Origin of the sequence: Pseudonocardia halophobica, from assembly GCF_050948485.1 — a bacterium.
Taxonomy (GTDB): domain Bacteria; phylum Actinomycetota; class Actinomycetes; order Mycobacteriales; family Pseudonocardiaceae; genus Pseudonocardia; species Pseudonocardia halophobica.
This window is the reverse complement of sequence record NZ_CP192046.1, coordinates 5138023-5159114: the sequence shown is the minus strand read 5'-3', so window position 1 is coordinate 5159114 and position 21092 is coordinate 5138023. Positions and strand designations below refer to the sequence as shown.

General features: G+C 69.9%; 20 protein-coding genes and 1 pseudogene. 12 read left to right on the top strand and 9 right to left on the bottom strand.

All coding sequences use genetic code 11. The features are described from left to right. Positions 1-10: 10 nt before the first annotated feature. Both ACQP04_RS24470 and ACQP04_RS24465 read right to left on the bottom strand, forming a co-directional pair. Positions 11-784 (bottom strand): SDR family NAD(P)-dependent oxidoreductase, encoded by a 774-nt coding sequence (locus tag ACQP04_RS24470; RefSeq protein ID WP_433502902.1) that lies wholly within the window; start codon positions 782-784, stop codon positions 11-13. After that, positions 777-1946 (bottom strand): NAD(P)-dependent oxidoreductase, encoded by a 1170-nt coding sequence (locus tag ACQP04_RS24465; protein ID WP_433502901.1) that lies wholly within the window; start codon positions 1944-1946, stop codon positions 777-779. Before ACQP04_RS24465 ends, ACQP04_RS24470 begins: the two co-directional genes overlap by 8 nt. Here ACQP04_RS24465 and ACQP04_RS24460 point away from each other — a divergent pair. The 4 genes from ACQP04_RS24460 to ACQP04_RS24445 all read left to right on the top strand — a co-directional run bounded on the left by ACQP04_RS24460 (position 1945) and on the right by ACQP04_RS24445 (position 6367). Then, positions 1945-2772 (top strand): TauD/TfdA dioxygenase family protein, encoded by an 828-nt coding sequence (locus ACQP04_RS24460; protein WP_433502900.1) that lies wholly within the window; start codon positions 1945-1947, stop codon positions 2770-2772. The two genes, ACQP04_RS24465 and ACQP04_RS24460, sit on opposite strands and share 2 nt — an antisense overlap. A gap of 205 nt (positions 2773-2977) precedes the next feature. Continuing rightward, positions 2978-3868, top strand: coding sequence for an alpha/beta hydrolase (locus ACQP04_RS24455; RefSeq protein WP_433502899.1), 891 nt, complete (start codon positions 2978-2980; stop codon positions 3866-3868). An 824-nt stretch (positions 3869-4692) separates the two neighbouring features. Further along, positions 4693-5568, top strand: coding sequence for a 3-hydroxybutyryl-CoA dehydrogenase (locus ACQP04_RS24450; RefSeq protein ID WP_433502898.1), 876 nt, complete (start codon positions 4693-4695; stop codon positions 5566-5568). A gap of 37 nt (positions 5569-5605) precedes the next feature. Next, entirely contained in the window at positions 5606-6367 is a 762-nt protein-coding gene (locus ACQP04_RS24445; protein ID WP_433502897.1) for an SDR family NAD(P)-dependent oxidoreductase, read from the top strand. A gap of 28 nt (positions 6368-6395) precedes the next feature. Here ACQP04_RS24445 and ACQP04_RS24440 read toward each other — a convergent pair. Continuing rightward, positions 6396-6971, bottom strand: a pseudogene (locus ACQP04_RS24440) (4-hydroxyphenylacetate 3-hydroxylase C-terminal domain-containing protein); the annotation flags it as partial. A 1001-nt stretch (positions 6972-7972) separates the two neighbouring features. Between ACQP04_RS24440 and ACQP04_RS24435 the strand changes: the two are divergent. Continuing rightward, entirely contained in the window at positions 7973-8776 is an 804-nt protein-coding gene (locus ACQP04_RS24435) for an alpha/beta fold hydrolase (RefSeq protein ID WP_433502896.1), read from the top strand. An 822-nt stretch (positions 8777-9598) separates the two neighbouring features. Here the strand turns inward: ACQP04_RS24435 and ACQP04_RS24430 are convergent. After that, entirely contained in the window at positions 9599-9898 is a 300-nt protein-coding gene (locus ACQP04_RS24430) for a hypothetical protein (protein ID WP_433502895.1), read from the bottom strand. Positions 9899-10140: 242 nt separating this feature from the next. On the opposite strand from ACQP04_RS24430, the gene ACQP04_RS24425 reads away from it, so the two are divergent. Continuing rightward, entirely contained in the window at positions 10141-11085 is a 945-nt protein-coding gene (locus ACQP04_RS24425; RefSeq protein WP_433502894.1) for a PDR/VanB family oxidoreductase, read from the top strand. Between the two features lie 296 nt (positions 11086-11381). Then, positions 11382-12212, top strand: coding sequence for a mycofactocin-coupled SDR family oxidoreductase (locus ACQP04_RS24420; RefSeq protein ID WP_433502893.1), 831 nt, complete (start codon positions 11382-11384; stop codon positions 12210-12212). Between the two features lie 40 nt (positions 12213-12252). On the opposite strand, the gene ACQP04_RS24415 is transcribed toward ACQP04_RS24420, so the two are convergent. Together ACQP04_RS24415 and ACQP04_RS24410 are read right to left on the bottom strand one after the other, a co-directional pair. Beyond that, positions 12253-12933: a carboxymuconolactone decarboxylase family protein gene (locus ACQP04_RS24415; RefSeq protein WP_433502892.1), complete on the bottom strand. Its 681-nt coding sequence runs from the start codon at positions 12931-12933 to the stop codon at positions 12253-12255. Continuing rightward, positions 12930-14612 carry a class I adenylate-forming enzyme family protein gene (locus tag ACQP04_RS24410; RefSeq protein ID WP_433502891.1) on the bottom strand — a complete coding sequence of 561 codons (1683 nt, stop codon included), beginning with the start codon at positions 14610-14612 and terminating at the stop codon, positions 12930-12932. Before ACQP04_RS24410 ends, ACQP04_RS24415 begins: the two co-directional genes overlap by 4 nt. Before the next feature lie 115 nt (positions 14613-14727). On the opposite strand from ACQP04_RS24410, the gene ACQP04_RS24405 reads away from it, so the two are divergent. Continuing rightward, the gene (locus ACQP04_RS24405) at positions 14728-15423 is read left to right on the top strand and encodes a TetR/AcrR family transcriptional regulator (protein ID WP_433502890.1); all 696 of its coding nucleotides are present in this window, start codon (positions 14728-14730) and stop codon (positions 15421-15423) included. 31 nt (positions 15424-15454) lie between these two features. Here ACQP04_RS24405 and ACQP04_RS24400 read toward each other — a convergent pair whose 3' ends face one another. From ACQP04_RS24400 to ACQP04_RS24390, 3 genes are read right to left on the bottom strand one after another with little or no spacing between them, the layout of a single operon-like run. Beyond that, complete coding sequence (locus tag ACQP04_RS24400; protein ID WP_433502889.1) at positions 15455-16222, bottom strand: enoyl-CoA hydratase-related protein; 768 nt, start codon at positions 16220-16222, stop codon at positions 15455-15457. Continuing rightward, positions 16219-17070 carry an enoyl-CoA hydratase-related protein gene (locus ACQP04_RS24395; RefSeq protein ID WP_433502888.1) on the bottom strand — a complete coding sequence of 284 codons (852 nt, stop codon included), beginning with the start codon at positions 17068-17070 and terminating at the stop codon, positions 16219-16221. Before ACQP04_RS24395 ends, ACQP04_RS24400 begins: the two co-directional genes overlap by 4 nt. Next, a complete protein-coding gene (locus ACQP04_RS24390) occupies positions 17067-17543 on the bottom strand; it encodes a nuclear transport factor 2 family protein (protein WP_433502887.1) in 477 nt (158 codons plus the stop codon). Before ACQP04_RS24390 ends, ACQP04_RS24395 begins: the two co-directional genes overlap by 4 nt. 261 nt (positions 17544-17804) lie before the next feature. Here ACQP04_RS24390 and ACQP04_RS24385 point away from each other — a divergent pair, with 261 nt between their 5' ends. From ACQP04_RS24385 to ACQP04_RS24370, 4 genes are read left to right on the top strand one after another with little or no spacing between them, the layout of a single operon-like run. After that, positions 17805-18302, top strand: a complete 498-nt coding sequence (locus ACQP04_RS24385; protein ID WP_433502886.1) for a flavin reductase family protein — start codon at positions 17805-17807, stop codon at positions 18300-18302. A gap of 1 nt (position 18303) precedes the next feature. Further along, positions 18304-19416, top strand: coding sequence for a 3,4-dihydroxy-2-butanone-4-phosphate synthase (ribB, locus tag ACQP04_RS24380; protein WP_433502885.1), 1113 nt, complete (start codon positions 18304-18306; stop codon positions 19414-19416). Between the two features lie 38 nt (positions 19417-19454). After that, entirely contained in the window at positions 19455-20609 is a 1155-nt protein-coding gene (locus ACQP04_RS24375; protein ID WP_233303428.1) for an LLM class flavin-dependent oxidoreductase, read from the top strand. A 28-nt stretch (positions 20610-20637) separates the two neighbouring features. Continuing rightward, positions 20638-21042, top strand: coding sequence for a nuclear transport factor 2 family protein (locus ACQP04_RS24370; protein ID WP_433502884.1), 405 nt, complete (start codon positions 20638-20640; stop codon positions 21040-21042). Positions 21043-21092 lie beyond the last annotated feature (50 nt).

The window sequence follows — 21092 nt, the reverse complement described above, 5'->3', positions numbered from 1 at the left end:
GGCGGCCTCGTCAGAGCGAGACGGTGCCGCCGTCGACGCGCAGCGTGGTCCCCGTGACGTAGGACGACGCATCGCTGGCCAGGTAGAGCATGGTCGGGACGATCTCTTCGGGTCGGCCCCGGCGTCGCATCGGGGTCCGCGCGACCTGCGCGGCGACCCGGTCGGCGGAGATGGCGGTGCCCATTCCCGCCTCGAAGGTGCCGGGCGCGACCGCGTTGACGCGGATGCCGTCCGGCGCCGACTCCTGGGCGAGGACCATTGTCATCCCGTGCAGGGCGGACTTCGTGGAGCGATACAGCACGGAGTTCGCCCCGCTGCTCCACATGCCGATGGACAGCACGTTCACGACGCTCCCGTTGCCGTGCGCCTTGAGGTGCGGGTAAGCGGCCTGGGCGAGGAACAGCGCGGCCTCGGCGTTGATGCCGTTGATGCGGCGGTAGGTCTCGACGTCCAGCTCGGCGACCGGCACCCGGTGGGTCACGCCGGCGTTGTTGATCAGCACGTCGATGCCGCCGAACTCGGCGACCGCCGTGTCGACGACCGCGGCGCGGTCCGCGGCGAGGGTGATGTCCGCGGTGACCCCGACGGCCGAGCCGCCCGTGTCCTGGATTCCGGCGACGATCTCCTGCAGCCGGTCCGCGGCCCGGCCGACGACGACGAGGTGCGCGCCGCAGGCGGCGAGGCCCCGCGCGGTGGCGGAGCCCAGTCCGCCGGTGCCGCCGGTGAGGACGATGACTCGGCCGTCGACGTTGAACAGCGGGCGGGGGTCCAGCGGGTCAGGCACGGGCGCACTCGGGGTGCTCGCCGGCCTCGCGGAAGGGCGGGATGAGCTCTTGGCCGCAGGTGGTGCATTGGGGGGTGTCGGGGCGCCCGCCGATGCTGTCGAGGTAGGTGTCGCGTTCTTCGACGCGGTTGACCAGGGTTTCGGCGGCGACGGCGGCGAGCGGGGAGACCAGTCCGGCGCGGCCTGCGGCGGTGGTGAACGAGCTGAGGTCTTTTTTCATGACCAGTTGGGCGGGGGTGGTGCCCGCGGGGACGCTGGCGCGCAGCCGGTCTTGTAGGCCCCAGGTGCGTACGGCGCGGGAGTCGGCGTTGCTGGTGGTGAGCACGCTGCTCAGCGCGTCCTCGGTGAGGCCGTAGGCGCGGGCGAAGTTCATCGCCTCGATCTGCAGCGCGTAGCCGGCGATGGTCATGAAGTTGACCGAGAGCTTGGCGGCCGAGCCGGCGCCGGGGGGGCCGACGTGGAAGATCTCGCGGCCGAACGCGTCGAACAGCGGGGCGAGTTTCGCGGCGTCGGTGTCGGTGCCGCCGACCATGACGGTCAGCTCGCCGGTGCGGGCGCGGGCGAGGCCGCCGGCCACGGGTGCGTCGAGCACGCCGATGCCCGCGGGGGCGAGGCTCTCGGCCAGGCCCTGGACGAAGGCGGGGGTGACGGTGCTGTGCACGATCAGGGTGCGCGGCAGGCCGACGGCGACGATCTCGTCGGCCACGCTCTGTACCTGCGGCTCGTTGAGCACGACGACGCCGATGACGTCGGCCGCCTCGGCGAGCTCCTTGACCGAGGTGGTGCCCTTGGCGCCCTGCTCGACCAGCTCCGCGATGGCCTCGGCGCGGAGGTCGTAGACGTAGGTCTCGAAGCCGGCGCGGACGACGGCGGCCGCGATGAGCTTGCCCATGTTCCCGAGCCCGACGATGCCGATCTTCATTGTTCTCCTTCGTTTGCTGGTGGCCGCGGTGTCGCGCAGCCTCCCGCGTGCCTCAGCCCGAAACTGCTTACTCTTACTATCGTTCAAGGGGGCGACGAGTCGTGCACGCGATGACGGTCCTGGTCTTTCGCTCAGGCAATTTGAACAGGTTACCTGTTGACATGGTCGAGGGCCATCCCCAGAATCGTGGCCACGACCACTCGTGACGAGGCGGGTGGCATCCGGAAGGAGACGCGGCATGGAGATCGTTCCTCTCGAGGGTCCCCTCGGTGCCGAAGTGCGGGGCGCCGACCTCACGAAGCCGCTAGACGATGCAGACCTCGCCACGATGCGGCGGGCGTTCGCCGATCACCTGATGCTGGTGGTCAAGGGTCAGCAGCTCGAGGGCGAGGACCACGACCGCTTCATCAAGTACCTGGGCCCGCTCGAGACCTTCGACAACGGCGCCCAGGTGCAGTTCATGACGAACAAGAAGGTGGAGAACGCGGCGGAGGCGGGCAACGCCCGGCTGCTGTTCCACAACGACGGCGCCTACCGGCCCAACCCTCGCGCGGGCACCTCGCTCTACGCGCTGGAGGTCTCACCGACCTCGCCGCCCACCAGCTTCGCCAACGGCGTGCGCGCCTACGAGAGCCTGTCGCCGGAGCTGCAGGAGGAGATCGAGAAGCTCACCGCGTTCCACATGCTCGACCTGGAGGACCCCTACGGCGAGTCGAACCGGCAGCTCGTCACCGACCTCCGCCCGGGCCGCACGATCGACGACATCCGGAAGGCGACCCATCCGGTCGTCATCACGCTGCCGCACAGCGGCCGGAAGGCGCTGTTCGTCAGCGAGTTCTACACCAGCCACATCGTCGAGTTCGGCGAGAGCTCGGAGGAGGGCGAGGCGCTGCTGCAGAAGCTGTTCGCCGCGCTGTACACCGAGGACAACACCTACTCGCACCACTACAGCAACGGCGACCTGGTGGTCTGGGACAACCTCGCCGTCCAGCACGCGCGCTCCGGGGCAGTCGACGACAACCCCCGGCACCTCCGCCGCCTGGTGCTGCGGTCCGTCGACTGGTGACCCGGTCGGGGCGCCCTGCCCGCGGTCCCACCGTGACCGAGCAGGACTCCGAGGTGGTCAAGTGCCAGGTCAGCACCTTCGCGAGCGTCACGACGAGAAGGAGAAAGAGTTGTCCCAGGGCCTTGCGGAGGGTCGCGTCCCTCCGCCGTTCGACCCGGAGTGCGCGGCCGTCCTGGTCGCCGTCAACGAGGTCATGCCGCCGAGCGTGACCCCGGACATGATCCACACGGTGCGGGGCTTCATGGACGCCGGCGCGCCGACTGACGAGGCGCTTGCCCGCGGCGGCGCCTACAGGATCGAGGAGCGGCGGGTACCGGGCCCGGCCGGGGCTCCGGACCTCACGTTGTTGATCTGCACCCCCAGGAACCTGAAGGCGCCCGCCCCGGCGATCTATCACACTCACGGTGGCGGAATGATCTCCGGCAATCGGCGGTCGTCGACCGACTCCATGCTGGACCTCGCCGAGCCGCACGGCATGATCGTGGTGTCCGTGGAGTACCGACTTGCGCCCGAGCACCCCGACCCTGCCCCGATCGAGGACGTCTATGCCGGTCTGGTCTGGACCGCCGGGCACGCCGATGAGCTGGGCATGGACCCGGAGCGGATCGTGATCGCCGGGGCGAGCGCGGGTGGCGGCCTCACCGCGGGTCTCGGGCTGCTGTCCCGTGACCGAGGCGGGCCGGCTGTCTTCGGCCAGCTGCTCGCCTGCCCGATGATCGACGACCGCAACGACACCGTCTCGAGCCTTCAGATGAAGGGTCTGGGAGTCTGGGACCACGTGGCCAACCAGACCGGTTGGGACTCCCTTCTGGGTTCGCGCCGGGGTGGTCCGGACGTGTCGCCGTACGCGGCGGCGGCTCGCGCTACCGAACTGTCCGGCCTTCCGCCCACTTTCGTCGATGTCGGGTCGGCCGAGACCTTCCGGGACGAGGCCGTGGCGTATGCGAGCCGGATCTGGGCGGCGGGCGGCCGGGCGGAGCTGCACGTCTGGCCGGGCGGGTTCCACGGTTTCGACAACCTGGCGCCGGACGCGGCCGTGTCGCGGGCGGTCAGGAAGGCTCGCCAGGACTGGATCGGCCGGCTGCTGACCCGCTGAGCGGCCTTTCCTGTCCGGACATCGGCGGAGCCGAGCGAGCAGAAGGCGTCCCTGTCCGACGTGCACCGACCGGGGCCTCGTTCGTGGGTCTCCGACCGGGTCCGACGCTCTTGTGCACTCCTCACGCAGTGAGGGACTCGGTGGCGTAGTGCCTCGGGGCATACGCTGGTTATTGTAGTAAGATTTTATGCGTCCACGCTGGGAAGAGGCGCTGACGGAGGGAGAGGGAGGCGTCGATGGCGGACGGGCTGCGAGTCGAGCGGGCGAACGGGATCTGCCGGCTGACCATCGACCGGCCCTCGGTCCGGAACGCGATGACGACAGTGGACCAGTTGGGCCTTGTCGCGCCCTCGGTCTCGGCGAGGGCCTGCCGCGCGCTGCAGCGCCGGCTCCCCACGGGGTGGCGTGCGAGATGCTCTTCACCGGTGAGCTGCGGCTCGTCGACGAGCTCGTCCCCCGGGGGACAGTCCAAAGGTTGGTCGAGCGAGGGGACCCTCGATAAGGCCGTTACCGAGCCCGCCGGATCGATCGCACGAAACGCTCCGCTCGGTCTCCGGCGATGAAGGCCACGATGACCAAGGGCCACACGCTCCCGCTGATGGCTGCGGTGATCCTGCCGCCGGTCCGGACCCGTGCACCTCGGAGGACCGGCTGGATGCGCGTTCCGGGAGACGCGCGCGCCCGCTGGACCGGTCGTTGAATTCCCTACCCGCTCTCGTCTGGAGGTCCGACATGGACATCGGAGTTCACCTGTCGCGCAGCGTCGAGAGAGGTGCCCGCGAATCGGCGGCCCTGCTCCGTCCCGGCCGGGGGAGGGGTCGCCGATGAGCGCCGTTCCCGCGGAGTTCGGGCGGATCGGGGTCGTCGGGGGCGGTCTGATGGGATCCGGGATCGCCGAGGTCTGCGCACGCGCGGGCTGCGAGGTGATCATCGCCGAGGCGGACGACGCCGCGGCTGCGCGGGCGAAGGCGCGCGTCGACTCGTCCTTGGAGCGGGCCGTACGCAAGAGCAAGCTCGAGCCCGAGGCCGCCGTCGCGGCGAGCGAGCGGATCTCCGCTGTCGGGGACCTGGCCGCACTGCACGACCGGTCTTTGGTCATCGAGGCCGTGCTCGAGGACGAGGCCGCAAAGGTCGAGGTCTTCCGCGCGCTCGACAGGATCGTCACCGACCCGGACGCCGTGCTCGCCTCGAACACGTCCTCCATCCCGATCATGAAACTCGGGATGGCCACATCGCGGCCGGAGCAGGTCATCGGCGTCCACTTCTTCAACCCGGTCCCCGTGCTCTCCCTCGTCGAGCTCGTGCCCTCGCTGCTGACCGGGGACGAGACGACCAAGCGGGTCGAATACTTCGTCGAGGCCACCCTTGGCAAGCAGTCCGTGCGGTGTCAGGACCGCGCCGGTTTCATCGTCAACGCGCTCCTGGTGCCGTACCTGCTCTCGGCCGTCCGGATGGTCGAGTCCGGATACGCGCGGGCGGAGGACGTCGACACCGGCATGGTGCAGGGCTGCGCGCACCCCCTGGGCCCGCTGCAGCTCGCCGACCTCATCGGTCTGGACACGGTCAAGGCCATCGCCGAGTCGATGTACCTGGAGTTCAAGGAGCCGCTCTACTCGCCGCCGCCACTGCTGAACCGCATGGTCGAGGCGGGGCTGCTCGGCCGCAAGAGCGGGCGAGGCTTCCACCAGTACGCCGCATGACCGCGGATCATCCGCTCATCGAGGAGAGGTCGCTTCCATGCAAGTCGACGGAATTTCCGCGCTGGTCACCGGTGCCGCGTCCGGTCTCGGCGCCGCCACGGCCGCGCACTTGGCCAAGCACGGTGCGTCGGTGTACGGCCTGGACCTCGAGAAGGCGGTCACAGTCGCGTCGACTGTGCCGGACGGCGTGACCCTGCTCGCCGCGGACGTCACGGACGAGACCTCGGTGCGAGAGGTCGTCGCGCGCGCTGCTGATGGGCCGGGCCCATTGAGACTGGTCGTGAACTGCGCCGGCATCGCCCCGACGGGACGCATCCTCTCGAGGAACGGCGTGCACGACCTGGAGCTGTTCCACACGGTGCTGAAGGTCAACCTGCTCGGTACGTTCAACGTCATGCGGCTTGCGGCGGGGCGGATCGCCACGACCGAGGCGGACGAGCACGGCCAACGCGGCGTCGTCGTCAACACCGCCTCTGTGGCGGCGTTCGAGGGGCAGATCGGGCAGATCGCCTACACCGCGTCCAAGGCCGGCGTCGCGGGAATGACGATCACCGCGGCGCGGGATCTGGCCCAGTTCGGGATCCGGGTGTGCACGATCGCGCCGGGCATCGTCGGCACCCCGATGCTCACGGGCCTGCCAGAGGAGGTGCAGGCGAGCCTTGCTACGTCGGTGACCTTCCCGCAGCGCCTCGCCGATCCGATCGAGTACGCCCGGCTGGTCTCGATGATCGTCGAGCACGACTACCTCAACGGCGAAACCATCCGGATGGACGGCGCCATCCGGATGTCCGCACGCTGAGCGAGGGAAGCGGGCGTTCGACCGTCACTCAGTAAGGGGTGCGTGCGGCCGTCCGGGCCTCCTCGACCGCGGTCAGGGGGATTCTCCTTCGCCAGCGGTCAGATGCCGGCGAGCCCGCTGACATAGTCGACAGCGGTGGTGGGTCGTAGGAGCGGACGATCTGTTTCTTGTCGGCCTCGAGCGATCCTTCGGCGTGATTGGCGAGGAACGGTCTGGAGCCACCGCAGCCGCGGGCGGTGAGGTCGCCGATGAAGTCGAGGATGCGTAGGCGCTCCGCGGCCGGCACCGCCGCGGCGTAGTACTTCTCCAGGACGGCGCGAATCTACGGGTTCTCTCAGTCTTCGGCGCCAGGTCCGGTGGCGAGCAGGCCGCCGGCCAGGTCGGCCAGCGTTGGGGTGGCCTCGGTGTAGCCCTGGGCGAAGGTGTACTTCGCCATGTTCACCGCGAGGGGGTCGGGCAGCCACACGCCCCGAGCGCCCTCACGAGCACGCACCGCGGGGAGCTCGGCGAGCCCGCGGACGGTCTCAGCCCACGCGATCATCCGCGCGAGCTTGTCGCGGACGTACTTGGCACCCATGATGCCGTTGCCCTCGGCCGCCGGGTGCGCAGCGCCGACGCCGGGCCATGGCTATCGCCTTCGTCGACCACCACCAGCTCTGGCTTGCGGTCGAGGAACCCCAGTCGCGGGGTACGCGAACGTCGTCGAAGAAGATCAGCGACTCCAGCTGCTTGTGCTTCGACGACAGTGGGAAGCCGAACTCGTCGCGCTCGCCCGCGGCATAGGGGAGACGTACAGCTCCAACCTCGGGTGTCGGTAGGCAGGGCGAAAGTCACAGCGTAGTCAGCGTCGTCGTCCGGCGTCGAGGGCGTCGTGAACGCTTGACGAGCCGCGCGGAGGCGGCCACGGTCACCCCTCCGAGTACGGCCGCCGGGTGTGGGACATTCGAGCTGTGACGTATGCGAAAGTGACATCTCTATGTCGCGGGGCGTGGCTGGCTGCGCGGCTCGCGGTCGCAGGTCGGTCATCGCGAAAGTGCCACAATCGCCCGCCCGTGACACCACTTGTGACACGAAATCCCGTTGAGAGTCGCTGTTACTGAGGCTGGAGAGGTCTGACGCGCCAGAATTGTTGCTGGTGGGAGGCCTGAGAGGAGAGTGCCGCGCGCTTTACACCCGAGCGGTCGCAGGTTCGATCCCTGCCGCGCCCACCCAGTTCAGCACGGCACTACTGTTCAGTTGTGGCACGACATGCCGGTGCCATGACACCAGCTGTGACACCAACTCCTTCGGTCGCGCTCCAGTGTGTGCCGGGCGCGAGGTGGAGTTGTGCCACGACACGCCATCGGACCGGGCGTGTCGCAGCGCAGGGCGCGGGCTCTGGCCAGGGAGAGGCGCGGATGTCCGGGGTGAGCTGCGCTCATTTCCGCAGCTCTAGCACACACGCGGGCATCTCAAAGGAGCAGAAAGTCGCGTCCCCCACGTGGGTCGGATCGGCTGTCTCTGCAGCCCGAGCGTCGTCCTACGTTGCCGCATTGAGGCAGTCGCTCTTGCTTAAGCCGGTTCCAGTTCGCGGCCCGCGGAGGGGCGCTCGGCTAACATCCCGTGGTGCAGTCTTGGCGGGCGCTCAACGCCGACGTGAACGGCACGACGATCTCCTACCTCCGGACTGGTGGGGCCAAGCCTCCCGCTGTGCTTCTCCACGGGCTGATGGGCAACGGCGCGGGTTGGACGCCGGTGGCTCGCCTGCTTGAGGCCGAGTTCGACGTGATCATGCCGGATGCCCGTGGACACGGCGGCTCGAGTGCTCCGGACTCCGGCTATCGCTACCCGGATCTCGCGGCCGACGTGGCCGGGCTGATCCAGGAGCTGGGCCTGTCTAATCTGGTCCTCATCGGTCACTCGATGGGCGGCATGACGGCAGCGCTGGCCGCGACCCGGATCGGCCACCTCCTGCGCGGACTCGTACTCGTCGACCCCACCTTCCTGAGCCGCGAGCGGCAACGCGAGGTGTATGAGAGCGATGTCGCCGCTGAACATCGCCACGCCCTCAATGTGGGGAAGAATGCGCTCCTGGCGGATGCGCTGGCGCGGCACGCGCGTCGTCCACCGGAGATCGTCGAACTGCAGATAGAGGCTCGGCTGGGCACCAGCTTGGCAGCCTTCGACATCCTGCGGCCACCCAACCCGCCCTACCGGGAGCTGGTCAGCGCCCTCGATGTACCGACGCTGCTTGTCATAGGCGACAAGCCCGTCGTCACCCTCGACGTGGCTACCGAGCTGGGCGAGGTCAATCCACTCTTGCGTGTCGACCAGGTCAGCGATGCCGGGCACGGTCTGCCGTTCGACCAGCCAGAGCAGCTCGTGCGATCCGTTCTGGCCTTCGTGGGAGAGCTGCCGAGCGCGGCATGACGGGCTCGACCCTCGCCAGCACGAACCCGACCAGCGCCCCGCGCCCACCGGACAGCAGCGGGATGTGCGCCCAGCGGGTGTAGTCCTCCCACGCCGCCCAGTCCCGGGCGTAGGCCCTCCCGGGTGCTCGCGACCCGGGTGCTCGCGACCCGGGTGGTCGCGACCCGCTGCTGCTCGAGGTAGCGGTCCGCCGCCGCGTCCAGGGCCTCTGCGCGCCTGGATCCGCCGACCAGCAGCTGGCCGCCCGACCGGCCGGCGCGCTCCAGGCCCAGTCCCATGCCGCTCTCCCAGTTCTCGCCCCTCCCGAGCGGGCAGGTTACTCAGCCACCCCCGAGTTCCTGGTGTCATGCCAGATCTGCTGGTCGGGGGCCTCGTCGAGGTGGGGTAGGACTTCGGAAGCGGCGCCCCTGCCTGTGGCTTGCGCAAATGGGCGTTCGAACGGTGGCTACGGATGGCGACGCTGCACTAGTCGATCAGGTCGGACGCCTGTCCGGTCAAACCTCGTCTGAGGATCGTCCCACAGGGTTCACGGTGAGCGGAGTGCTGAGGGCGAGGCTGCTGGCGTCGAGGCGGGCGACGAGGGCGTCCACACGGCCAACGAACTCACCCAGGTGCAGTCGGGCCCGCGCCTTGATGACTGCGAAGTAGATCCGAGCCGGCGGGTGGCGCCCGATGGCCGTACGGCCAGCCCGACCCGGATCAATTCCGGGGGGCCGGGCCGCGGTCCGGGCCGAGCCGGGGCGGAGGCGCCTCGCCTGGCGGCGCGAACTCGCGTGCAGCGCGCATCTTCGCACCGACCCCAGTTGATCAGTGCATCCAGGCTTACGCGTCCCCGGCGGCGGCTTCGCGCTCGCGCTCCCACTGCTCGCGTGCGACGACCCGGGCTGCCGCGGTGGCGGCGCGGCTCGAGTCCTTCTCCGAGAGCACGTGCTCGTAGGAGCGGAGTACCGGATCAATGGAGCCGTCGAAGCGGGGGATGACCTCTTCAGCGAACAGCTCGTAGCTGCGCAGGGTGTCCTTCCAGTTGGCGAAGTCGATGCCCTGGAACAGGTAGGTGTCGAAGCCGCCGGACCGGTCGAGCAGGCCTTGGATCTGCGCGGCGCCTACGCCGGCTACTACCACGGCCGTTCCGACCGGCACCGGTGGGCTGGCGGCCCATGCCCGGCACGTGAAAGCCCAGCGGGATGTCGTAGTGCTCGCAGGCCTCGAAGATCGGCCAGTAGCGCTGCTTGCCCAGCGGGTCCTGCCCGGCCGGCGACATAGCGATAGGACCAGATCACCCAGATAATGGTCGTCAATCCTGTGCAGGTGCTCACCGGCGACGCCGAGGCGACCAAGGCCGTGGCCGCGAAGGTGCTCGGGCCGTGAGGGAGGACCTGACCGCGGTCGTCACGGCGATCGAGGCCGAGGCGGACGGGATCGTCTCGCTGCGCCTGGAGCCCGCGGTGGGGGAGAAGATGCCGGCCTGGGAGCCCGGCGCGCACGTCGACCTCGTCCTCGGCCCGGGCCTGGAGCGGCAGTACTCGCTGTGCGGGGACCCGACCGACCTGTCCTACTGGCGGCTGGGCGTCCTGCGTGAGCCCGAGAGCCGTGGCGGCTCGGCTCACGTCCACGAGCGGCTCGCCGTCGGCGATCAGGTCGTGTGCCGCGGTCCACGGAACAACTTCGCCCTGGTCGACGCGAGCGAGTACCTCTTCATCGCGGGCGGCATCGGGATCACCCCCATCCTGCCGATGATCGCGGCCTGTGAGGATGCCGGGACGCCGTGGCGGCTGTTCTACGGCGGGCGCCACGAGTCCACGATGGCGTTCCGCGGGGAGCTCGCAGCCTTCGGCGAGCGGGTGACGTTGTGGCCGCAGGACACGCACGGGCTCCTCGACCTCGCCACGATCCTGGGCACCCCCGCCGCGGACACCGCGATCTACTGTTGCGGACCTGGCGTGCTGCTCGACGCGGTCGAACAGCACTGCGCGAGCTGGCCTGCAGGATCACTGCACCTGGAGCGGTTCCGGCCCAAGGAGGGCGCGCTCGAGGGGGCGAACATCTCCTTCGAGGTCGAGCTCGACGCCTCGGGCATCACCCTGACCGTCGCAGCCGACCAGACCCTGGCCGAAGCGATCGAGGCAGCAGGGGTGAACATCCCCACCTCGTGCCGGGAAGGCACCTGTGGGACCTGCGAGACCTTCGTCCTGGAGGGAGAGCCGGACCACCGCGACTCCTACCTCAGCGCCGAGGAGCAGGCCTCCGGCGAGGTCATGATGCCGTGCTGTTCCCGCTCCCGGTCGGCCCGTCTCGTCCTCGACCTCTGACGCACCTGCTCAGCCCGCCGGGCGCCCCGGGTCCCGGGGCGCCTTCGGCATGTCCGGCCCTCCAGAAGTCCAGCGAACCCAGCCAGCGTATGAGCAGTTCTCCGGTGCCGCGGAAGTGCGCGGCGGTCCCGGCCCGGGACGCGTCGACACCGACCGCGAGTGCGTCGCTCAACGGAGCGGGCTGGGTGCGGTCGACCTCGGACCAGCCCGGCTCGCCACGTTTACGATAGCGTTGATGGTTTACATCAACGTTGATAGCGTCCCAGAGGTATTACCTCATCGAGGAGGAGGAATCCGTGGGAGTGCTCGAAGGCAAGGTCGCGCTGGTCACCGGGGCGGCGCGGGGCCAGGGACGCAGCCACGCCGTCCGGCTGGCCGAGGAGGGCGCGGACGTCATCGCGATCGACATCTGCGCGCAGATCCCGTCCGTGGAGATCCCGATGGCGACCAAGGAGGACCTCGACGAGACCGTCCGGCTCGTCGAGGCGTTGGACCGGCGGATCGTCGCGAGTGTGGCGGACGTCCGGGACGGAGTGGCGCTGCGCGAGGCGGTGAACGCGGGTGTGGCCGAGCTGGGCCGGCTCGACATCGTCTGCGGCAACGCCGGCGTGTACGCGCTGACGCTCGACGAGCCGACCGATCCGGTCGAGCGGCGGCAGTTCTGGCAGGACACCATCGACGTCAACCTGACCGGGGTGTGGAACACCGTCGATGTGGCGGCGCCGATCATGATCGAGGCGGGCAACGGCGGGGCGATCGTGCTGACCGCCTCCACGGCGGCGTCGAAGTCGGCGGCGAACCGCAGCCTGGCGATGGACGCCTACACCGCGGCCAAGCACGGCGTCGTCGGCCTGATGCGCAACTTCGCAGTGGACCTCGCGCCGCACAGCATCCGGGTGAACACCGTGCACCCGACCGGCGTGCACACCCCGATGGTGGAGAACGCGGTGGTCGAGCGCTACATGGCGGAGAACTCCGGCTTCGCGAAGCTGGTGCTGAACTCGCTGCCGGTCGACGCCGTCGACCCGGTCGATATCAGCAACGCCATCGTGTATCTGGCATCGGACGCCGGGCGCTACGTGACCGGTGTCCAGCTGCCGGTCGACGCCGGCTTCCTGGTCAAGTGAGCGGGACCGGGTGCGGGCAGCCTGCCCGCACCCGGCCGTCTCACTCCGCCGCAGGCACTCCTGGATGGGACGGGGCCGCGGCGGCGATGTCGAGCGCCCGGCGCACCGCGACGCGTCCCGCACCGAGGCGGACGGCGTTGGTCAGGTGCAGTCGGACACCGGGCAGGTACCGGTGGGTCGGCGTGGCGTCGCAGGCCATCGCGATCAGCTCCTTGAGCCGCCCGCGGACGGTGCCGCTCCGCCAGGGCAGGGCGCAGTAGGCGAAGAACGCCTGGTAGGCGTCGGGGGAGTGCTCGAGCAGGGCGTCCAGGAATCCCGGGATCTCGCGGTCGAAGTCCCCCCAGTAGGAGTCGTCGCCCTGCAAGCGGGACCGCAGCCCGGCCCGCTCCTCGTCGACCGGCGCGGCCGGCGTCCCGCGCTCGCGCAGGATCGCCGAGAGACGCCGGGTCCCTTCCATCAGGGTGTGGACGCCGAGGGCGGACACCAAGACGAGGGTCTCCTGGACCTGCTCGGGCGTCGCGCCCGCGTCAAGCGCCCGGCAGGTGGCGTCGTCGATGCCGGCCGGATCGAGGGTGCAGACCGAGGCATGGACAGCGAGTCGGATCAGCGCGGCGGAGAGGCCGTCAAGATCGGGTCCGTCGGGAACGGGTTCCAGGAGCGTCTCGGCGGCCTTCCGTACCTCGACGACGGTGACGAGTGTGCGGCGCAGTCGTGTGGTCACGAGGTGCTTCCCACCTCGGCGAGTGGTGCCGTCGGCGCGGCGACGCGGGCCCGCAGCTCGTTCTTGTTGATCTTCGTGGCGGATCGGGGCCACTCGTCCGCGGTCAGGAAGTGGACGGCCCGGGGCACCTTGTAGCGGGCGATGCGGCCCGTGCAGAACTCCAGGAGCTCGGCCTCGGTGACGGTGTGCCCGGCCTTGACCTCGACGAACGCCACCGGGACCTCGTCGAACCGGGCGTCCGGGCGACCCACCACCTCCACCCACTCCACAGCGGGGTGACGCGCGAGGAAAGACTCGATCTCGACGGCGGCGACGTTCTCCCCGCCGACCTTGAGCATGTCCTTGAGCCTGCCGTGGAAGGCGACCTGGCCCTCGGGGGTGAAGCTGTATAGGTCACCGGTGTGCAGCCAGCCGTCCGCGTCGAGCGCCTCGGCGGTCTTCTCCGGGGCGCGGTAGTACCCCTCCATCACCGAGTAGCCGCGCAGCAGGATCTCGCCGATCACCCCCGGTCCGACGTCGGTCCCGGACTCCACGTCGATGATCCGGATCTCCATGCCGGGGCAGGCCTTGCCCTGGGCGCGGGACCTCAGGTCGACGTCGTCCTCCCGATCGCTGACCGCGTAGATTCCGGCAGCCTCGGTCATCCCGCAGGCGGCCACGAGCTCGCAACCGGGCAACAGGGTCTGCACGCGCTCGAGCAGCACGCTGGGGCCGATCAGGAGCAGCGAGCGCAGTGCCGACAGTGCCGCCGGGTCGAACTCCGGGTGGTCGAGCAGCGGCTGGACGAGTGCGGGGAACCAGGGGAACGCGACCGTCACCCGCTCGCGGACGAGCAGCTCGAGCGCGCGCGTGGGGTCGAAGTGGACGTCGGTGACGAAGGTGCCGGCGGACCCGATGACCCCGAGGAACGGGGAGAGGGTGCCGATGTGGAACAGCGGGCCGGGGGACCAGGTCACGTCGTGGTCGCCGGTGCCGAAGCGGTGGCGCGCCCGTTCGACGGGGCCGCGGGTCATGGCCTCGTGGGTGAGCACGCAGCCCTTGGGGTTGGCCGTGGTGCCGGAGGTGTACATGATGGCGCCGACATCCCGGAGCCGGACCCGGGCGCGCAGCACGTCGACCTGCGCGGGATCAACGCCGTCGGCGAGGGCGTCGAACCGCGACCGGGGGAGGAAGCCGGGGCTGGACTCGCCGGCGAGCAGCGCGGCGGCGCGCAACCGGGGTGCCTCAGGAAGGTCGAGGGCGGTGGGGTCCGCGGCGTCGGTCAGCGACGGCAACCCCTCGCGCAGGGCCCCCGCGAGGTCGCTGTGTTGGCCCTCGGCCGCCGTGGTCAGCAGCACGACGACGTCCCCGTCGTCGATCACGTGGCCGAGCTCCGCGGCCCGGTGGCGGGCGTTGAGCGGCACGACCACCGCGCCGATCAGGCTCACCCCGAAGAACGCCTCGACGTACTCGACCCCGTTGGGGGCCAGCAGCGCGACGTGCTCGCCGGGCCGGACCCCGAGACCGAGCAGGCCACGGGCGACGCGGCGCGCCCCGGCCAGCAGGTCGGCGTAGCTGACCCGCGCGGTCGGGAACACAAGAGCGGCCCGGTCGGGGTGTTCGGTGGCGGCGCGGACGAGCAGGTCGGCGATGGGGGATACCTCCGTCCACCGCGCGGGGCGGTCGGCCGACGCTCTCATGGGGTCCTCCTGAACGATCACGGGCCGTCGTACGGCTGAACGAATTGTGGGCATTCTTCCATTACTGCGACGGCCGGGGAACATTTCCGGCAAACGCAGTGGTATCGTCCGCCGCATGGCTTCTCCCACCCGGCGTCCACCGGAGTCCGCGGCGGGCAGCGGGTTGTCGAAGCGTAGGCGCAGCGCGCAGATCGAGGGCAGCGCCACCTACCAGGCCAAGCGCAACGAGCTGCTGCAGATCGCCGGGGACGTCTTCAAGGAGAAGGGGTTCGAGGCGGCCACCCTCAACGACATCGCCGCCCGCTTCGGCACCGACCGCGCCGCGATCTACTACTACTTCGCCGGCAAGGACGAGATCTTCCAGGAGGTCTTCCAGGCCACGGCGAAGAAGGTCCTCGACGAGAACCTCGCCGAGGCCGTCCGGATCTCCGGGCTCGAGATCAGCGCGCACGAGAAGCTCCGCATGTTGATCAGGCTGCAGATCACCTCGTACGAGGCGAACTACCCGTACGTCTACGTCTACATCCAGGAGGACATGGGCAAGGTCGCCTTCCAGTCCACGCCGTGGGCGAAGGAGATGGTCCGTAAGACTCGCCGTTTCGAGGGAATCGTCACGGACATCATCGCGGAGGGCATCAAGAATGGCGAGTTCCGGTCGGACCTGTCCGTTCCTCTGGTGGTTCGCACCCTTTTCGGAATGGTGAACTGGACGCACCGCTGGTTCAAGCCGGGGGACCGGAAATACACCGCCGAGCAGACCGTCGAGACGTTCTCGGCGATCTTCTTCGACGGGCTGCGCCACCAGGACTGAGGGGCGCAGCCCGGCCGAGGTCATCGCGGACTCACCGTCCGGTCCACTCCGGCTTGCGCTTCTCGGCGAACGCGGCGAGGCCTTCGAGCTGGTCCTTCGTACCCGCGTAGGCCTCGATGCGCTCGTAGCGGGTGCCGAGCGCCTGCTCCAACGACATGTCGAGGCCCCGCAGCGCGGCGTCCTTCGCAGCCTGGACGGCCAGCGGGGCGCAGGCCATGATCTTCCCGGCCCAGCGGTCCGCCGCGGCGGCGAGCTCGTCGACCGGGACGACCTCGTTGACCAGGCCGTACTGCTCGGCCTTGGTGGCGGGGAGCCGGTCGCCGGTGAGGATCATGCCCATGGCGACGTGGTGGGGCAGCCTGCGCACGGCGCGGTGCAGGATCCCGGACTCGCCGATGATCCCGGCCTTGACCTCGGGGATGAAGAACTGGGCGTCGTCGGCCGCGACGATGACGTCCGCGCACATCGCCAGCTCGAAGCCGCCGCCGATGACGTAGCCGTGCACGGCGGCGATCAGCGGCTTGCGCAGGACGTAGCGGGGCCCGCCGACGCCGGTCAGGCCGCCGCCCAGGGCCATTCGCCCGTCGCGGTCGGTGCCGCCGGAGACGTCCGCCCCCGCGCAGAACGCCTTGCCGGGGGTGGCGTCGAGGACGGCCACCCAGATGTCGGGGTCCGCGTCGATCTCGGTCCAGGCGGCGAGCAACGCGTCGTCCATGGCGGGGGAGATGGCGTTGAGCGCCTTGGGGTTGTCGAGCGTGACCCGGGCGACGTGGCCGTCCTTGATGAACCCGATGCTCATGTGCGTTCCTCCGGTGGTGTGCGGAACTCGGCGATAGCCGCCTTGAGGCCGACCTCGCCGATCCAGTCGCGCAGCTGCAGCACCGACGGGGACAGGTGCAGCAGCGCGTCCATCTCGGGCACCTGGGCGGCGGCGGTGCGCACGCCCATGGCGTCCATCGTGCGGTTGATCGAGAGCTTCTTGATGCGCAGGACGTCGGACGGGATCTTCGCCATTCGCGCGGCCAGTCCCTCGACGGTGGCCTGCACGCGGTCCGCGGGCACCGCCTGGTTGGCCCAGCCCCACTCGACGGCGGTGCGGCCGTCGATCGCGTTGCCCGGCAGGAAGGCGAGCTCCTTGGCGCGCTTCGGCCCGACCAGCGGGGCCCACAGCGGGGCGATGTAGCCGCCGCCGAGGGGAACTGCGGGTTCGCCGATGCGGGCGTCCTCGGCGACGATCGTGAGGTCGCAGAACACGCACAGTTGCGTCGCGCCGGCGATGCAGTACCCGTGCACGGCCGCGATCACCGGCTTCGGGTGGTCCCAGATCGCCAGGTAGCGCGCGACGTTGCGGGCCAGGCGCTCCCGGTCGGCGACCGGGTCGGCGGCCTTCGGCTTGCCGACCTGGTCGACGTCGTAGCCGGCGCAGAACCCCCTGCCCTCGCCGCGGATCCCGATGACAGGCCCGCCGGCGTCGGCCAGCCGGGCCAGCGCGTCGGAGAACTCGTCGAGCATGGCGTTGGACAGGGCGTTGGCCTTGTCCGGCCGGGCGAGCACGATCCAGGAGATCGGGCCCGCATGCTCGACGCGGATGTCGCGGTACGTGGGTAGGTCGCGCTGAGCCGAGGGTTCGCTCGCGAGCTGGCTCACGCGCGGCCGATCGGGATCTGCTGCTTGACGTGGAAGTTCACGACACCGGAGGCGCGCAGCTCGCGACGGGCGAACCGCCACTCGCCGTCGACCTTGACCAGCTCGTCGTGGTACTGGCCGAAGAAGTGGCCGTCCGGGCGGTCCTTCGTGTACTTGTGCCAGGCGTAGAGCACCGAACGCACCGTGGCCGTGCTCAAGTCGTCGCCGAAGTCCACGACGATGTTCGAGACGTGATGGCTGGTGGCTGCGAAGAAGCTGCCGATACCCGAGAGCGTCTCCCGGTAGGCGGCTCGCCCTTCGGCGCCGAAGTTCGGCCCGTACGCCACGTAGCAGTCCTCGGTGAACAGCGCCGCGATCTCGTCGGGGTGGTTCATGTCGAGGTGGAATGCGTAGTCGAACAGCAGGCGGTGGACCTTCTCGGTCTCGACCAGCTCGGCGACGAGCGCTTCGCTGGACTTCTGCGTGGTCGTCACAGGGGACCCTCCGGATCTCGTGCGGGAGGGGCATGCGTGGGCGTCCTCGGACGCCTCCTGGCCGCCACCTCCCTGTGCGCGGTCGGCAGCCACCGTATCTACATCAATGTAAACGTGCAATCGGCGTCGGGCAGCTGATCCCGGGCTGACGGCCTGGCCGCGTGGTCGTGAGTTACGAGGGCGTTGACAGTTTACGTCGGTGTAGATAGCTTCGGTCCCGTCGTCGAGCGACGAGGCATCACCTCGAAGGGGAGGAGCCGCATGATCGAGCTCGAGAAGGTGACCGGGGACCCCGCCCGGCTGCGGCAGGTCTACGGGTGTTTCCCCAGCGGTGTCACCGCCGTCTGTGCGTTGGACGACGGCGTGCCCGTGGGCATGGCCGCCAGTTCCTTCACGTGCGTGTCGTTGGACCCGGCCCTGGTGTCGGTGTGCGTGCAGAACACCTCGACCACCTGGCCACGGCTGCGTGACCTTCCGCGGTTGGGGATCAGCGTGCTGGGCCAGGACCAGCACGGCGCCGCCGGGCAGCTCGCGGCCAGGAACGGGGACCGCTTCGCGGGCCTCGAGTGGACCGAGACCCCGGAGCGGGGCCTGCTGATGCACGGCGCCGTCGCATGGCTGGACTGTTCCGTGTACGCGGAGGTCCCGGCGGGGGACCACGCTGTGGTGCTGCTGGCCGTGCACGGGATGCGCGCCGAGCCCGACGCTGCACCGCTGGTGTTCCACGGCAGCCGGTTCCGGCAGCTCGTGGCGGTGTGAGATGGACACCATCGAGCAGGCCCTGGCCGAGATCTCCGCGGGTCGCCCGGTCGTCGTCGTGGACGGCGAGGACCGGGAGAACGAGGGCGACCTGATCGTCGCCGCGGACCTGGTCGACACCGCGACCATGGCGTTCGTGGTGCGCCACACTTCGGGATTCGTGTGCGTCGCGCTGCCCGAGCAGGACTGCGAGCGGCTGGACCTGCCGCCCCTGCACCACACCAACGCCGACGGTTTCGGCACCGCGTACCGGGTCACGGTCGACGCGGCGGACGGGGTCTCGACCGGGATCTCGGCGCGCGACCGGGCCCGCACTGCTCGGGTTCTCGCCTCGCGGGCTTCGACACCCCGCGACGTCGTCCGGCCGGGGCATGTCGTGCCCCTTGCGGCCCGGCCGGGTGGAGTGCTCCAGCGGACCGGGCACACCGAGGCCGCGGTGGACCTCGCCCGCCTCGCGGGGCTGCGTCCCGCGGGCGTGCTCTGCGAGATCGTCAGCACCCGGGAGCCGGGTCGCATGGCGCGGCGTCCCGAGCTGCTGGACTTCGCCGCCGAGCACGGCCTCGTCATGATCACTATCGAGGACCTCGCGGCGTACCGCCGGCGCCGGGAGACCCGGGTCGAGCGGGTCACCGCGGCCCGCCTGCCGACCATGAGCGGGACGGTCCGCGCCGTGGGGTACCGCGGTGTCCCGGACAGTGGTGAGCACCTCGCGCTGGTCGCAGGGGATGTCGCCGCGGCGATCGAGGTTCCCGTGCACGTTCACGTCGAATGCCTGCCGGGCGACGTGTTCGGGTCCTTGCGCTGCGGCTGTGCGCGCAGGCTCGACGCTGCGATGCGCGAGGTGGCGGTGACGCGCTGCGGAGTGATCGTCTACCTGCGCTCCGGTGCCGACCCGCACCGCGCGCTACGCGAACAGGGCGCCTGCATCGGCAGGTTGGAGGCGCTCTGCGGCCCCCTGGACCCCGCACTGGTGGCAGCGGTCCTCGACGACCTGGGTGTCCGGTCGATCCGGCACCTGCACAATCCGGCACCGGTCCGAGCGGCCCTCGAGGGCCTGCTGGGCGAGACGGTCCGGATCGGCCGTCCGGGCACGCCGTCCGGCGAGGTCGCCTGACACCTGCACCGGAGAAGACCACCGAGGAGACGGCTCTTGTGAGATTCAGTTTGATGCAGACCGGCGTGATCGGACGCCGGCACGAGCTCGAGGCCGGCATGGCCGGCCAGCGCGGTGACCTCTACCAGCGGTTCCTCGAGGAGATGGTCGGCTACATCAAGCTCGCCGACGAACTGGGCTACGACGCCTACTGCTCGCCGGAGCACCACCTCCAGGTCGAGGGGTTCGAGATCACGAACCACCCGGGCATCCTGGCCGCCTATGTCGGCCTGCACGCCCAGCGGCTCAAGGCGGGGATCCTCGGCTACGTCCTCCCGACCCACAATCCGGTCCGGGTCGCCGAGGAGATCGCGACGCTGGACCACATGCTGCGGGGCCGGCTGATCGTCGGGTTCACCCGCGGCTACCACGCCCGCTGGGTCGACGCCTACGCCGCGGTCCGGGGCATCGGGGCCACCAACGTCACCCACGCCAAGGCCAAGAACGAGCAGGACGCGATCAACCGCGAGATTTTCGAGGAGTCCGTCCAGATCGTGAAGAAAGCCTGGGAGAACTCCATGTTCTCCCACAAGGGCAAGTACTGGGAGTACCCGCCCGAAGGCGGTTCGGCCGGGCACCCCGGCTACGCGGAGTTCGGCGCCGGGCAGGACGAGAACGGCGTCGTCCGGGAGATCGGCATCGCGCCGCGTCCCTACACCGACCCGCACCCCAAGCTCTACGGCGCGTTCGCCTACTCCATGCGCACGGTGGACATGTGGGCCCGCGAGGGCGGCAAGCAGATCGTGTTCGCCAACGACCTCGACTTCTGCGACGCCCTGTGGAACCGCTACACCGAGACCGCCAAGAAGGCGGGGCGGGACGTGAAGCGGGAGGACGTCGGCGCCTGGGGCGGATTCCTGATCCTGACCGACTCGAAGGAAGAGGCGCAGGAGCTCGAGGCCGAGCACCGCTGGTTCTGGGACAAGTGGTTCATCCCACACGGCCAGCAGTTCCCCAACGTCCTGATCGGGACCCCGGACGACATCTCCCGGCAGATCGAGCAGGCCCACGAGCGGCTCGGGTTCGACGAGTGCTTCCTCATGTTCGGTCAGGGGCACCTCGAGCCGGAGCGGCAGAACGCCGAGCTGGTCCGGTTCGCCGAGGAGGTCGCCCCCCGCTTCTCCAGCAAGGCCCCAGACGGAACCCTCGTCTGATCCGAACCGCTCATCCGAGGAGGCAACGATGCCGAGCACCGAGGACAACAAGGCCGCCGTCACCCGGTTCCTGGAGATCTTCTCCGAGGGGAACCCCGAGAAGACCCTCGCCGCCCTCACCGACGACGTCATCTGGTGGGTCTCGGGGAAGCTCGAGGGCATGTCCGGCTCCTACGACAAGGCCGGGTTCGGGCAGCTCATCGGGGGAGTCGCCGACGTCTACGTCGCCCCGCTGAGGATCACCCCGCGCTCGATGGTCGCCGAGGGCGACTCGGTGGCCGTCGAGGCCGACTCGTACGCGGAGCTGAAGGACGGCCGGGTCTACGAGCCGCGCTGTCACTTCCTGTTCCGCGTCGCGCCCGACGGGCGCATCGCCGAGGTGCACGAGTACCTCGACACCCAGCACGCCAAGGACATCTTCTTCGGCGGCTGACCCCTCCGGAAACCCCGCACCTGAACGACGACGTCCAGCAACGAGGAGCA

What these genes read in the sequence shown, in the direction of transcription:
- ribB (WP_433502885.1), top strand. Translation starts at nt 18,304, where the DNA reads ATGGACACCATCGAGCAGGCCCTGGCCGAGATCTCCGCGGGTCGCCCG.
- ACQP04_RS24445 (WP_433502897.1), top strand. Translation starts at nt 5,606, where the DNA reads ATGCAAGTCGACGGAATTTCCGCGCTGGTCACCGGTGCCGCGTCCGGT.
- ACQP04_RS24410 (WP_433502891.1), bottom strand. Translation starts at nt 14,612, where the DNA reads ATGAGAGCGTCGGCCGACCGCCCCGCGCGGTGGACGGAGGTATCCCCC.
- ACQP04_RS24405 (WP_433502890.1), top strand. Translation starts at nt 14,728, where the DNA reads ATGGCTTCTCCCACCCGGCGTCCACCGGAGTCCGCGGCGGGCAGCGGG.
- ACQP04_RS24465 (WP_433502901.1), bottom strand. Translation starts at nt 1,946, where the DNA reads ATGCCGCGTCTCCTTCCGGATGCCACCCGCCTCGTCACGAGTGGTCGT.
- ACQP04_RS24450 (WP_433502898.1), top strand. Translation starts at nt 4,693, where the DNA reads ATGAGCGCCGTTCCCGCGGAGTTCGGGCGGATCGGGGTCGTCGGGGGC.
- ACQP04_RS24385 (WP_433502886.1), top strand. Translation starts at nt 17,805, where the DNA reads ATGATCGAGCTCGAGAAGGTGACCGGGGACCCCGCCCGGCTGCGGCAG.
- ACQP04_RS24460 (WP_433502900.1), top strand. Translation starts at nt 1,945, where the DNA reads ATGGAGATCGTTCCTCTCGAGGGTCCCCTCGGTGCCGAAGTGCGGGGC.
- ACQP04_RS24400 (WP_433502889.1), bottom strand. Translation starts at nt 16,222, where the DNA reads ATGAGCATCGGGTTCATCAAGGACGGCCACGTCGCCCGGGTCACGCTC.
- ACQP04_RS24370 (WP_433502884.1), top strand. Translation starts at nt 20,638, where the DNA reads ATGCCGAGCACCGAGGACAACAAGGCCGCCGTCACCCGGTTCCTGGAG.